Source organism: Methylococcus geothermalis (assembly GCF_012769535.1).
In the GTDB taxonomy this organism is placed as follows: Bacteria; Pseudomonadota; Gammaproteobacteria; order Methylococcales; family Methylococcaceae; genus Methylococcus; species Methylococcus geothermalis.
The window spans coordinates 2,037,143-2,049,602 of sequence record NZ_CP046565.1; the positions used below are offsets into that span (position 1 = coordinate 2,037,143).

Below are 12,460 nucleotides of genomic sequence, written 5' to 3' on the forward strand. Positions count from 1 at the left end.
ACACGGTAACTCCCCTTCCATGAACGCGATTCCGAATTCACACACCGCCGAGAGGCTGTTCTCCGGCCTGATGGCCGAAGAATACGAAAAGCTCAAATTGATCTGCCCCGCCGCTGCGGACATGAGCCGGCGCGTCGGCGAGTTCCTTGCCGACTGGGTGCAGGGGCGGGCTGGCCCGAATAGGGTGCTGGAGCTGGGTTGCGGTACCGGGGTGACCACTGCCGCCTTGCTCGCAGCGCTGGGCGAGGCGCCGCTGACCGCCATTGATTCAGAGCCCGCCATGCTGGTCCAGGCTAGAGCGAATCTTGCGCCCTGGATCGAGGCGGGGCGCTTGCGGCTCATCCAGAACGATGCCCTGTCGTTTCTCCGTGCCCAGGACGATGACAGCGTCGACGCCGTCGCTTCCGCCTTCACCCTGCACAACTTCATGTATGGCTACCGCAGCGAGGTGATGCGGGAAATCTTCCGGGTGCTCAAGCCCGGCGGGCTGTTCGTAAACGGTGACCGCTACGGACTGGACGACACCCTGGAGCATACCCGGCTGATCCAGGAGGAGGTGAAACAGTATTTCAAGACGTTCCGCGAGCTGGATCGGCTCGACCTGCTGGAACACTGGATCGTCCATCTGTTCAGCGACGAATCGCCAGACCGAGTGATGCGGCTGGCCCCGGCTCTGGAGCACATGGCGCAAATCGGATACCAAGCCGTCACCGTGCATTATCGGAACGAGGTGAACGCGCTCGTGAGCGGAGTCAAGCCCTGAGCGCGATTCGCTCCAAATCCGGCCGGGTCGTCTACCGCTGCACCGAGTGCGGCCAGGCGCAGCCCAAATGGGGAGGCCAGTGCGGTGGCTGTGGTTTGTGGAATACCCTGGTCGAGGAGGTCGAAGCGCCCGCGCCCAGCCGGCGCCAGGTCGGCTATGCCGGCGTCGCCGAGGCGAGCGTCCCGGTCGCCCTGGCCGAGGTATCCCTGGAGGCACTGGCGCGCCTCGGCAGCGGCCTGGCCGAACTCGACCGGGTGCTCGGCGGCGGGGTGGTGCCGGGCTCGGCGATCCTGCTCGGCGGCGATCCCGGTATCGGCAAATCCACCCTGTTGCTGCAGACTCTGGCTTTTCTGGGCAAGAGCGCCCGCACGCTGTACGTGACCGGCGAGGAGTCGCTCAGCCAGGTCAGCCTCAGGGCACATCGTCTAGGCCTTGATGGCCACGATATTCAGGCATTGGCCGAGACCTCGCTGGAACGCATCCTCGGCACCGCGAATCAACACAAGCCGGAAGTGCTGGTGGTCGATTCGATCCAGACCGTGTACAGCGAGGCCCTGCAATCGGCGCCCGGTTCGGTGGGGCAGGTGCGGGAATGCGCGGCGCAACTGGTGCGCCATGCCAAGCAGAGTTCGACCACCGTGTTCCTGGTGGGCCACGTCACCAAGGAGGGCGCGCTGGCCGGCCCCCGGGTGCTGGAACACATGGTCGACACCGTGCTGTATTTCGAGGGGGATGCCTCCAGCCGCTACCGGGTGGTGCGCTCGTTCAAGAACCGCTTCGGTGCGGTCAACGAACTCGGCGTGTTCGCGATGACCGAGACCGGCCTCAAGGAAGTCCGCAACCCTTCGGCCATCTTCCTGTCGCGGGGCGACGAGGACATGCCGGGCAGCATCGTCACCGTGACCCGCGAGGGCAGCCGGCCCTTGCTGGTCGAAGTCCAGGCCCTGGTCGACGAATCCCATCTCCAGGCCCCGCGGCGGCTGGTGGTGGGCATGGAGATGAACCGGCTGGCGATGCTGCTGGCGGTGCTGCACCGCCACGGCGGCGTGCCGGTCGCGGCCCAGGACGTGTTCGTCAACCTGGTCGGCGGGGTCCGCCTCACCGAGACTGCCGGCGACCTCGCCGTGGCCTGCGCCGTGGTCTCCAGTTTCCGTGACCGCCCCGTGCCCGGCGACTGGGTCATCTTCGGCGAGCTCGGCCTCAATGGCGAAATCCGCCCCGTGCCCCACGGCGAAGAGAGACTGCGCGAAGCCGCCAAGCACGGCTTCAAGCACGCCCTGGTGCCGGCCAAGAACGCGCCGAAGCAGGGCGTCGCCGGCCTGTCTGTGATGCCAGCGAAAAATCTGCGCGAAGCGATCAACGCGCTCTGACGGCTCGGTTCTCGCCGGCGTGACGCATGCACCGAAGGGTGGTACCGGCAGCGGCGAGGTCACAAGCGACTCGGGCTGGGCAGCACAGTCCGCCTCTCATCCCCCAAAGTGCGCAATTATCCTGTTCCGAGTGCGCTTTTGTCCAAGAACGCGCCGGCGCATTCGTTCAGAATCCCTGAATCCTTATTGGTTGTCCAATCCCGGAACAGTGAAAAGAGCCATAGCCAAAGCCACATCGCAGCCGTTCAACGCCGTGACCAGAAGATACGGCCAGGCGTTGCGGCCGAGCACCGACCACGTGTTATCGCAGGTCATTCGGGATTACGTTCGCGCCCGGCATACCAAGGTGCGTTACGAACGGTTGCGGCAGGCGGAAAGCCATTTGTACCGCTGCGCCGAAATCCTCGGCGATCGTCCGATCGGCGGGTACCGGCCCGACGACATCCGCGCTCTGTTGAGCGCTCTGCGCAACCGGTATGCCTTGTCCGCCTCCACGGTCAACGGCCATCTTGGTTCGCTGTCGGCGCTGTTCAACTGGGCCATCGCGGACCCCCACTACGGTCTCGAGCGCAATCCCTGCAATGGCTGCCGGCTTCCGGACGAAAGCGTCGTGGCGGAACTGCGCCAGCAAAGCGCCGACAAACCGTTCAGCCCAGAGCAGCTGAAAACCTTCTTCGAATCCGAAGCGGCCCGGACCGGCGTCGACACTGCCTACAAGTACTGGATTCCCCTGATCCAGCTCTACACCGGCGCCCGTATCGGCGAAATCTGCCAGCTCACTCCCGGAGACATCGTGCGGCTTCCGGGCGGTATCCCCGCCTTCCGGCTGGTCGCCGCCAACGCCCGGCTGTCCGGCATGCGCAAACTGCGCCTGGTACCGGTCCACCCCCGGCTGATCGCCTTGGGGTTACTGGAACATGCGGAACACCTCCGGGGCCGCGACACGCTCTGGCCGGGGCTGAACATCCCGCGCTTGGGCAGCAAAGGCCAGAACTTCGGGATGTGGCTCAACCGGCACTTGAACATGCTCGGCTTGAAGCGGGAAGGGCGCCGCTCGGATGTCTTCCGCGCCACGTTCCAGGCGTATCTGAGGAGGGCTGGCGTTGCCGAGTTTTATATCCAGGCCTTGCTGGGACTGACCGGGCGCGGCGCAGGATGCGGTTCTGTGAAGCCCCTCTGGGAAACCCACCCGGACGTGCTCCTGGCCGAGCTCGCCAGGCTCGACTATGGCATCGAGCATGGCGCCCCCCCGGTTTCCCCGGTAAAGTAGCCGGGACCGGAACGATCGTTCTCGATCTTCGATAGCGACCATGTCTGGGGCAGCCGCCACTTGGTGCTGGGCGGCGCGGTGCAAGGGGAAGCTACGGAGCAATGCCTGCCTTCTCCTTGGCCGGTCCGGACGAGGCGAACGACCGCGGGGTTTGGATTCCGAAGATGGTCATCTTCCCGTTCGGAGCGACGTTGGACCGCCGGTTCGGCGCCTCGGATGCCGAACGGGCCGCGATGTTTCCGAATCTGGCTAGGTTTCCGGCCGCCGACATCGGATTCATGGTCTCGTGATGTCCGTTGCCGGCGCTGCCCGCAGGTAGCGGATGATGGCGTCGGCGATGCGGTTGCGTTCGACGTCCGGCAACCGCGTGTCCAGCGGTGGCATGGTGGTGGCGGGGCGCATTTTCTGGGGTTCGATGATCCAGGTTTTCAGCTCGCCGTCGCTGAGGGGGCGGGACAGTTGGCGTAGGTCGCCGCGCCATTTCTCGCCGCCCATGCCCGCGACCTGATGGCAGGTGAGGCAATATTTCTTTACCTGGCCGAAACCTTCGGCGTCCCGCGGCTGCGCCGCGGCATAGTCTGCCGGCATGGCCAGATCGATCCTGACTACCTGGTAGGGCCAGCCATATGCGCCTTCGGCCCGAGCAACGGGATCGTGCAGGTTGTCCCAGATCAGGTAGTACGGTCCGAGGGGTATGTCGCGCTGGTGCTGGCTCGGATTGTCGACCGTGAAGGGCTTGTCGTCGGCACGGCCGAAAGCGAGCCACGCGGTGCCGGCAAGGAACCGGGCAGAATCGGTGCTCGAGCGGTAGCCGTCCCGGGCGAAAAATACGATCTCCGTGCCCGGCGCTTTCCAGCGTTCCCCATATAGCCGATTCAATAGTCCGACCATCGCGAATCCCCGGTAGCCGATCCGGCGTTCGTGTCCAGGGCTGGAGGCGTGCGGCTCGACCACCTCCACGATCTGTGCGGGTATACCGGTTTCGGACCCCAGCCTGTCCGGCGGAGGTAATTCGACAGCTTGTGCGGGGATGGCCAAGACCGGAAGCGCCGCCAGAACAGCGGCGCGGAGCATGCCCGCCAACGAGGGCGGCGGCCCGATGAGGTCGAGACCCAAGAGGGCCGATGCTCTCATACGGGTACCATGAGGACGGGCACCGAAGTCCCGCGCAGGACGCCTTCGCAAGTGCTTCCGACGACGAGCCGGGCGAGCAGGCCCTTGCTATGGGAACCGAGCACGATCATGTCGGCCTGCAGCCGCTCGGCTTCCTTGAGAATCGTGTCCACCGTCGGTCCCTGGACCATCAGGCCAGTGCAGTTCAGTCCTTCCGCGCGCAATGCCTCGGCGGCTTCCTGAATCCGCCGGTGCCAGATCTTGTAGGTTTCGGCGGTCAAGTCACGCATGACCAGAGGATCGGCGTCGTAGCCGACGAAATCCGGCTCGGGTTCGGCGACGTGCAGCAGCCAGATCTCGGCGGATAGCGCTCTGGCCAGGAGTTTGGCCTGTGCGAGTACCTTGTCGGTGAGATCGGAGAAATCGATTGCAACCAGCAGCTTCATGGGGTCCGCCTGTTCGATGGATGGTCGTGGTCGGCCCGTTGCGGGCCGTGAACATTATTGGGCGGGAGGGGTGGCGGTGTAAATCGGAGCGTCCGCCGCCAGCCGATTTGCCCAGGGATGCCTCTGCGGGAACTGGTTTCAGCCCGCGACTCATCGCGGATACGCCCAAAAATGCGCCATCCATGGCCGAACATTCCATGAGATCCGGAATGCCAGGAAACCGTGTCCTGAAGATGGGAGATGATGGACGCATGGTGCGGGCGGGGGTACCACCGCCGGTCGTGCGTCAGCAGATGATAAGCATGATCGATGCCAATGCTCGGAGATGGCGAGCGGCCGCGGGGTGGGTCAACGGACGGGGGCCGGGTCACCGTGACGGTGTCGTTCCAGCACGACCGCCAGGGCGAGGACGAGGAGCAAAAGGCTGTTGTTGAAGGTGACTTCGGCCCAGAACGGCAGGGGAGGCAGGCGTTCGGTGAGCCGCCAGATGCCCACGGCGAGCGTGGGGTAACCGAGGATTCGCTTCAAATCGTAGCGCACCGGGTAGAAGCGCTGGCCCAGGACGTAGGACAGCAGGGCCATGCTGCCGTAGCAGGCGAGCGTCGCCCAGGCGGCGCCCCGGTAGCCGAGCCGCGGTATCCAGTAGATGTTGAGCGCCAGCGTGACCACTGCGCCCCAGACGGTCAGGTAGGTGCCAAAGCGCGTCTGCTCGGTCAGCTTGTACCAGAGGGAGAAGTTGAAGAAGATCCCCAACCAGAGGTTGGCCATCAGCAGGATCGGGACCACGTCGATGCCGGCGCGGTATCTGGCGCCCACGAAATATTGGATCCAGCCGAGGTTCAGCATCACGCCCAGAAAGATCAGGGAGCAGGCCATGACGAACCAGTTCATGACCAGGGCATAGAGTTCCTTCGCTTCCTTCTGCCGGTAGTGCGAGAAGAAGAACGGCTCGGCGGCATAGCGGAAGGCCTGGATGAACAGGCTCATGAGGATCGCGATCTTGTAGCAGGCACCATAGATGCCGAGCTGTTCCATCGCGACGTCCGCCGGCAGCAGATACTTCAGGAGGATGCGGTCCATGGTTTCGTTGACCATGCCGGCGAGCCCGGCGACCAGCAGCGGCAGGGCATAGGCCAGCATCCGTCGCCACAGCGCGACATCGAAGCGAAGCTTTACGGCGGCCAACTCGGGCAGCAGCAGCGCGAGGGTCAGGCCGCTGGCGATGAGGTTGGCAATGAACACGTAGCCGATGCCGATCTCGGGATCGTAGAGTCGGCCCGCCCAGGCCAGCGAACCGGCGGTTCCGCTGTCGTACGCCCCTTTGCACAAGCCGATGAAAAAGACATTGGCGGCGATGTTGACGAGGATATTCGTGGTCTTGAGCACCGCGAAACGCTTCGCTTTCTGCTGTTCCCTCAGCTTGGCGAACGGGATGGCGGCGAGCGCGTCGAGGGCGATGATCCAGGCGACCCAGCGCACGTAATCGGCGCGGTCCGGATGTTGAAGCAGGTCGGCGAGACTGTCGGCCTGCCACAACACCGCCGTGAGGTACAACGCCGTCGACAGCACCAGAGACAGCAGTGCAGTGCTGTACACTGTCACCCCATCGTTGGATTTCGCGGAAAAATTGAACAGTGCGGTTTCCATGCCGTAGGTCAGAACGACATTGAGAAACGACGTATAGGCATAGAACTCCGTCATCACGCCGAACTCACCGGGATTGGCGAACTGGTAGGTGTACAGCGGAACCAGGAAATAATTGAGCAGCCTGCCGATGATGGTGCTGAGGCCGTATATCGCGGTCTGGCCGGCCAGCTTCTTGAGCGGATTCATGATCGGGGGAATGCGATGCAAAGCGTCAATGCTATCACTCCGGGATGCGGCGGATGATGGAGAAGAAGGGGGGGCGGATGTTTCTTGAATTCCTGACCGGGCTATGCCGTTATCTGCTGGTCGTGTTGTCCCTGCTGTCGATCGCCGGCTGCACCGAGGCTTACCGCAAGGATGACGATGCACTCGACGGCCGGCCTGCGCCGCGGGAATGGCGTCTGAGCGGGGAGGCCCATCTGGCGCAGCTCGCCACGGAAAAGGTGTCCTATGCCCGCGATGTCCAGCCGATCCTCGACTCCCGCTGTGTCGTCTGTCACGGCTGTTACGATGCGCCCTGCCAGTTGAAAATGGAAGCTTTTGAAGGTCTCGAGCGCGGCGGCAGCAAGACCACCGTGTACGACAGCACCCGCATCCACGCCATCGCCCCCACGCGTTTGTTCGTCGACGCCGAGAATGCGCAGGACTGGCGCTCCAAGGGTTTTTTCCCGGTACTGAACGAACGGCGCGATTCGTCCGAGGCTAACCTGATGGGTTCCTTGCTGTATCGCATGCTGCAGCAGAAGAAGGAGCATCCGCTGCCGACGTCAGGCGTGTTGCCCGATACCTTCGACTTCACGCTAGACCGTCCGCTGAGCTGCCCGACCATCGAAGAGTTCGATGATTTCGCCGCCAAGCATCCTGAATGGGGCATGCCTTACGGCTTTCCCGGTCTGAGCGAACGCGAGCGAAACGTCCTGGTAGCCTGGTTGCACCAGGGGGCGGTCGCGCCACCGCCGGCGCCGGTCTCTCCCGAGGCCGCTGCCGCCGTGGCGCGCTGGGAGGCGTTCCTTAACGGTTCCAGTTCGAAGGAGCGGCTGTTCGCCCGCTATGTCTACGAGCATGTCTTCATCGGCAACCTTCATTTCCGCGGACTGGCGCCGCGCGAATTCTTCCGCCTGGTGCGGTCCCGCACGCCGCCCGGAGAGCCGATTCGGGAAATCGCGACGACCCGGCCGTACGACAGCCCGGGGCCGGGAACTTTCTACTATCGGCTACGGCCGGTGCGGCAGAGCATCGTCGACAAGATCCACATGGTCTACGAACTCGATGATGCGAGGATGCGCCGCTACCGCGAGCTGTTCCTGGAACCCGAGTATGCCGTCGGCGAGTTGCCCGGCTATGCCGCCGCCGACGCTGCCAACCCGTTCAAGACCTTCGTTGCCATCCCGCCCAGGTCGCGCTATCGCTTCCTGCTCGACGATGCCTATTTCTTCTTCTCCGGCTTCATGAAGGGGCCGGTCTGCCGTGGTCAGGTCGCGCTCAACGTCATTCAGGACCGCTTCTGGGTCGCTTTCACCGATCCGGACACCGACCCCGTCAGCAACGATGCCCGCTTCCTGGCGAACCAGGCGGATCGGTTGCGGCTGCCGGCCGAGAAGGAAAACGCTCCGGGCATCGCGGACATCTGGTACACCTACTGGGCGCTGGAGGAGGATTATCAGGCAGCCAAGGCGGGCTGGCTGCGGATACACGGCGATCGCGGCGGGCCCGGCCTGGAGCAGCTCTGGGACGGCGACGGCGGCAATCGCGACGCGTTACTGACGGTCTTCCGGCATTTCGACAGCGCTTCGGTCGAGCGGGGTCTGGTCGGGGATACACCGCTGACCGCCTGGGTCGTCGATTATCCCCTGCTGGAACGGATTCATTACCTGCTGGTTGCCGGTTTCGACGTCTTCGGCAATGTAGGCCATCAACTGGCGACCCGCTTGTACATGGATTTCATGCGCATGGAGGCGGAAAACAATTTTCTCCGCTTCCTGCCGGCGAACATGAGGCAGGCCGAACGCATGAGCTGGTACAAAGGCGTCGGTGGAGAAATCAACAACCTCGTTCAGAATCCTCTTTGGGACCCGGATCGGGAAACGGGCATTGGATACCGGACTAGTGATCCAAAAAAAGAATTTTTCGATCGGGTCAGAGTCCATTTCGGCAAGGCGGCGGGCGATCCTGATCCGTTTGTCGGCTGCCGGGCCGCTGAGTGCGGGGGCAGAGCGGCGATACCTTCAGCGCAGGCGGCTCTGGAGCGTAAGCTGCGTCCGTTGGCTTTTCTCAGGGGTGGCGGTATCGCATTTCTCCCGGAACTGTCTTATGTCCGCATCCGGGCCGGGAGCCATGCGCCGGACGACGGCTGGATCTACAGCCTCGTCAAGAACGCTGCGCTCGAAAACGTATCGATGCTGTTTCTCGAGGAGTTGAGGCGCGAGCCGCGGGAAGACACTCTGACCGTGGTGCGCGGCGTCGTCGGCAGCTATCCGAACTTCTTTTTCGACCTGGATGAAGCCGAGGTCGACGAATTCGTGGACGCTGTCCTGAGCCTGGAGAGCCCGGAAGGATTCGCCGCGAAGCTTGCCGAACGCTTCGGTGTCCATCGCGGGAATCCCGGATTCTGGAAGATATCGGACTGGTTCAACCGGCGTCACCTGGAGACAAATCCGGTGACCGCGGGCTGGCTGGACCTCAGCCGTTACGACAATCTGTGACCGTTTCCGGCAACGGCGGTCTGGTCCCAGTGGACGACCACGTTGAGCTGTTCGCGCGGGCCGGCGAATTCGGAAGCCAGCCAGCGGCTGCCGCCGATGGCGGCGATCCTGCCGTCGATGCACACGATCGGCTGGCGGTTTCTCTCCCACGGCGGCAGCCCGGCCTCCTGAAACAGTTTCTTGAGTTCGCGGTGGCCTAGGCGTCCTGCCGGTTCGATCCGGTCACCTTGCCGCCGGTAACGCACGGTGATGGTCCCGTCCCGCCACCGGGCCGGATCGATGCCGGGGCCGGATTCCAGCGACGCGACAAGGCTGTCGCCGCCGGGTAGCCTGAGGAGCGTCTCGCCGGTCCAGTCACTCGTCCATGAGGGGGCGAAATCCGTCGCCGGAGGAACCAGATAGAGGCGCTGACGGTAACGCCGCACGTCGCCGTCGGCCCAGGCGATTGCCGGCGCATGTTCTCCGGAGGACTCCAGGATTTCCCACCGTATCCGTTCCAGCAGCTTGGCCGAGGGTGCGCGCAGGCCGCGTTTCTTGATCCAGCGGCGCAGCAGAAGCCGTTGCTCGTCCGGCGGGAGCGCGCGCACGGCAATGACGTCGAGACTCGCCGGATCGTCGGCGGGAGTCGCTGCCGCTGCCAACGTGTCAGCCTGCTTATCCAAGAGTCCGGCGGCTTCGGCGCAGTGTCCGGCGCTGCGCGCAAGATTGGCCGCGATTGCCGGCCAGCGTGTAGCGAGCTGCGGCATGATCCGGCGGCGGATGAAGTTGCGGTCGTAGCGCTCGTCGCGGTTGCTGGGGTCTTCGATCCAGGTCAGCCCCTTGTTTCGGGCGTACTCCAGAATTTCCCGCCGACTGAAGCGGAGGAGGGGGCGGTGCAGCATCCCCCGACCGAACGGCGCGACGGCCGGCATCGCCGCGAGGCCGGGCAGCCCTGCGCCGCGCATGAGCTGGAGCAGCAGCGTTTCGGCCTGATCGTCGAGATGCTGGGCGGTCAGGAGGATGTCCCCAGGATTCAGCAGGGCTTCGAAGGCCCGGTAGCGGGCGGTTCGGGCTGCCCCTTCCGGGCTCTCTCCCGGCCGTGGGCAGGCGTCGACCCGGAGGGTATCCAGCACGATGCCGTATTTCCCGGCGACCTCTGCGCAGTGCCTGGACCAGCCATCGGCTTCGGCCAGGAGACCGTGGTGAACGTGAACGGCTTGCAGCTCGAAGGGGATGAGGAAGCGAAGCTCCTGCATCAGATCCAGCAGGACGGTGGAATCCAGGCCGCCGCTGAAAGCCACCCGGTATACGGTACCGGGCTGGAGGCCGGCGCGAAAACTGTCGAGGCTCAATCTCACCGGATTCGCCCCGTGCAGGCCGGTTGGCTCAGGCGACCGGTTCGTCGTACACGCCGTAACCCATCAGGCGCTCGTAGCGCATCGCCAGGAGTTCGTCCATCGGCACCGCGGCGAGTTCTTCGAGGTTGCGCTTGAGTTCGATCTTCAGGTTGTCGGACATCCGTTCCCGGTCCCGATGGGCGCCGCCGAGAGGTTCCGGCACGATCGAATCGATCAGCCCCAGCTCCATCAGGCGTTCGGAAGTGATACCCATGGCTTCGGCGGCCAGTTCGGCCTTCTCCGCGCTCTTCCACAGGATGGAGGCGCAGCCCTCGGGCGAAATGACGGAATAGGTGCCGTACTGGAGCATCAGCAAACGGTCGCCCACGCCGATGGCCAGGGCCCCGCCGGAGCCGCCTTCGCCGATCACCACACAGACGATGGGGGTCTGCAGCTGCGCCATTTCGAACAGGTTGCGGGCGATCGCTTCGCTCTGGCCGCGTTCCTCGGCATTGATGCCCGGGTAGGCGCCGGGGGTGTCGATGAAGCAGATGATGGGCAGTTGGAAACGTTCGGCGAGCCGCATCAGCCGCAGCGCCTTGCGATATCCTTCCGGCCTCGGCATGCCGAAATTCCGGTAGATTTTTTCCTTGGTGTCGCGTCCCTTCTGATGCCCGATCACCAGCACCGCGATGCCGTCCAGCCGCGCCAGGCCGCCGATGATGGCGGGGTCGTCGGCGAAGGCGCGGTCGCCGTGAAGTTCGTGGAACTCCTGGAAGATCAGGTCGATGTAATCGCGGCTATGCGGCCTTTGCGGGTGCCGGGATATCTGGGATATCTGCCATGCACTGAGGGAAGAGAAGACCGATTCGGTGAGCTTGCGGCTTTTCTCCTCGAGTTTGGCGATTTCCTCGGAGATATTGATTTCGTTGTCGAATCCGACGTGTCTGAGCTCTTCGATCTTGGCTTCGAGCTCGGCGATCGGCTGTTCGAAATCCAGGAATTTCAGATCCATTTAGGTCTTGTTTTTTCAAGTGCCGGGAATGATGTGATCGGTTAGTTTAACACTTCGGTCAGGAAATTCTGCATGGCCTGCCAGGAGCGCCGGTCGGCCACCGGGTCGTAAACGGTGCCGAAGGCCGGGTCGTTGGCCAAGGGGTTGGTGAAGGCATGGCGAGTATGGCCGTACATATGGATCTGCCAGTCGGCCCCGGCTTCCGTCAATTCGCGGCCGAGGGCGATCACTTGGTCCGGCGGCGCCATGGGATCGTCGTAGCCATGCAGCACCAGTACCTTGGCGCGGATTTTCCGGCCCGCGGTATTGCCGGGCGGGGTGAACAGGCCATGGAAGCTGATCACGCCGCGCAGATCGGCGCCGGTGCGGGCGAGATCGAGGACGCACAGGCCGCCGAAACAGAATCCCATCGCGGCGATGCGTGCCGGATCGACCTCGGGAAGTGCCCGCAGGGTATCCAGGGCGGCGATGATCCGCGCCTGCAGCAGTCCGCGGTCGGACACGAACGGCTGCATGAGCCTTGCGTTCTGCTCCGGCCCTTCGCCCAGCACGCCCTTGCCGTACATGTCCAGGGCGAAGGCGACATAGCCCAATTCCGCCAGTCGGCGCGCCTTGTTGCACACGAATTCGTCGCGGCCGCCCCAGGCATGTGAAATCAGGACGGCGGGGCGGGGTAGGGAGAGGTCGTCGTCGTAGACGAGGAAACCGGACAGAAGCGTATCGGCGTGACGGTAATCGATGTCCCTTGTCTGCACGGCCATGGGGCGTTCCCCTCGAAACGTTAAGCGGCGGCCGGTGATTTTCCCCGCCTTCCCGGC

At 64.0% G+C, this 12,460-nt stretch carries 11 protein-coding genes; 5 read left to right on the plus strand and 6 right to left on the minus strand.

The genetic code is table 11. From position 1 onward, the window contains the following. Positions 1-19: 19 nt before the first annotated feature. The 4 genes from GNH96_RS09645 to GNH96_RS09660 all read left to right on the plus strand — a co-directional run bounded on the left by GNH96_RS09645 (position 20) and on the right by GNH96_RS09660 (position 3,693). Positions 20-763, plus strand: a complete 744-nt coding sequence (locus GNH96_RS09645) for a class I SAM-dependent methyltransferase (protein ID WP_169603477.1) — start codon at positions 20-22, stop codon at positions 761-763. 5 nt (positions 764-768) lie between these two features. Next, positions 769-2,133: a DNA repair protein RadA gene (radA, locus tag GNH96_RS09650; protein ID WP_169604667.1), complete on the plus strand. Its 1,365-nt coding sequence runs from the start codon at positions 769-771 to the stop codon at positions 2,131-2,133. 253 nt (positions 2,134-2,386) lie between these two features. Next, positions 2,387-3,403, plus strand: a complete 1,017-nt coding sequence (locus GNH96_RS09655) for a site-specific integrase (RefSeq protein WP_228719799.1) — start codon at positions 2,387-2,389, stop codon at positions 3,401-3,403. 101 nt (positions 3,404-3,504) lie between these two features. Beyond that, positions 3,505-3,693, plus strand: a complete 189-nt coding sequence (locus tag GNH96_RS09660) for a hypothetical protein (RefSeq protein ID WP_169603478.1) — start codon at positions 3,505-3,507, stop codon at positions 3,691-3,693. Here the strand turns inward: GNH96_RS09660 and GNH96_RS09665 are convergent. From GNH96_RS09665 to GNH96_RS09675, 3 genes are all read right to left on the minus strand, one after another. Beyond that, positions 3,680-4,537: a c-type cytochrome gene (locus GNH96_RS09665; protein WP_228719800.1), complete on the minus strand. Its 858-nt coding sequence runs from the start codon at positions 4,535-4,537 to the stop codon at positions 3,680-3,682. The two genes, GNH96_RS09660 and GNH96_RS09665, sit on opposite strands and share 14 nt — an antisense overlap. Continuing rightward, on the minus strand, positions 4,534-4,962 hold the full coding sequence (locus GNH96_RS09670) for a universal stress protein (protein WP_169603479.1): 429 nt from the start codon (positions 4,960-4,962) through the stop codon (positions 4,534-4,536). Before GNH96_RS09670 ends, GNH96_RS09665 begins: the two co-directional genes overlap by 4 nt. 348 nt (positions 4,963-5,310) lie before the next feature. Further along, positions 5,311-6,795 carry a lipopolysaccharide biosynthesis protein gene (locus GNH96_RS09675; protein WP_169603480.1) on the minus strand — a complete coding sequence of 495 codons (1,485 nt, stop codon included), beginning with the start codon at positions 6,793-6,795 and terminating at the stop codon, positions 5,311-5,313. A 77-nt stretch (positions 6,796-6,872) separates the two neighbouring features. Here GNH96_RS09675 and GNH96_RS09680 point away from each other — a divergent pair, with 77 nt between their 5' ends. Further along, positions 6,873-9,311 carry a fatty acid cis/trans isomerase gene (locus GNH96_RS09680; RefSeq protein ID WP_169603481.1) on the plus strand — a complete coding sequence of 813 codons (2,439 nt, stop codon included), beginning with the start codon at positions 6,873-6,875 and terminating at the stop codon, positions 9,309-9,311. On the opposite strand, the gene tilS is transcribed toward GNH96_RS09680, so the two are convergent. The 3 genes from tilS to GNH96_RS09695 are packed head-to-tail and all read right to left on the minus strand — an operon-like array spanning position 9,296 to position 12,403. After that, entirely contained in the window at positions 9,296-10,648 is a 1,353-nt protein-coding gene (gene tilS, locus GNH96_RS09685; RefSeq protein ID WP_169603482.1) for a tRNA lysidine(34) synthetase TilS, read from the minus strand. The two genes, GNH96_RS09680 and tilS, sit on opposite strands and share 16 nt — an antisense overlap. A 28-nt stretch (positions 10,649-10,676) precedes the next feature. Further along, the gene (locus GNH96_RS09690; protein WP_169603483.1) at positions 10,677-11,642 is read right to left on the minus strand and encodes an acetyl-CoA carboxylase carboxyltransferase subunit alpha; all 966 of its coding nucleotides are present in this window, start codon (positions 11,640-11,642) and stop codon (positions 10,677-10,679) included. A 41-nt stretch (positions 11,643-11,683) separates the two neighbouring features. Further along, positions 11,684-12,403 carry a dienelactone hydrolase family protein gene (locus GNH96_RS09695; protein WP_169603484.1) on the minus strand — a complete coding sequence of 240 codons (720 nt, stop codon included), beginning with the start codon at positions 12,401-12,403 and terminating at the stop codon, positions 11,684-11,686. Between the last annotated feature and the right edge of the window lie 57 nt (positions 12,404-12,460).

Coding starts and splice junctions, on each gene's coding strand:
- GNH96_RS09645 (WP_169603477.1), top strand. CDS start 20: ATGAACGCGATTCCGAATTCACACACCGCCGAGAGGCTGTTCTCCGGC.
- GNH96_RS09660 (WP_169603478.1), top strand. CDS start 3,505: ATGCCTGCCTTCTCCTTGGCCGGTCCGGACGAGGCGAACGACCGCGGG.
- GNH96_RS09665 (WP_228719800.1), bottom strand. CDS start 4,537: ATGAGAGCATCGGCCCTCTTGGGTCTCGACCTCATCGGGCCGCCGCCC.
- GNH96_RS09670 (WP_169603479.1), bottom strand. CDS start 4,962: ATGAAGCTGCTGGTTGCAATCGATTTCTCCGATCTCACCGACAAGGTA.
- GNH96_RS09675 (WP_169603480.1), bottom strand. CDS start 6,795: ATGAATCCGCTCAAGAAGCTGGCCGGCCAGACCGCGATATACGGCCTC.
- GNH96_RS09680 (WP_169603481.1), top strand. CDS start 6,873: ATGTTTCTTGAATTCCTGACCGGGCTATGCCGTTATCTGCTGGTCGTG.
- GNH96_RS09690 (WP_169603483.1), bottom strand. CDS start 11,642: ATGGATCTGAAATTCCTGGATTTCGAACAGCCGATCGCCGAGCTCGAA.
- GNH96_RS09695 (WP_169603484.1), bottom strand. CDS start 12,403: ATGGCCGTGCAGACAAGGGACATCGATTACCGTCACGCCGATACGCTT.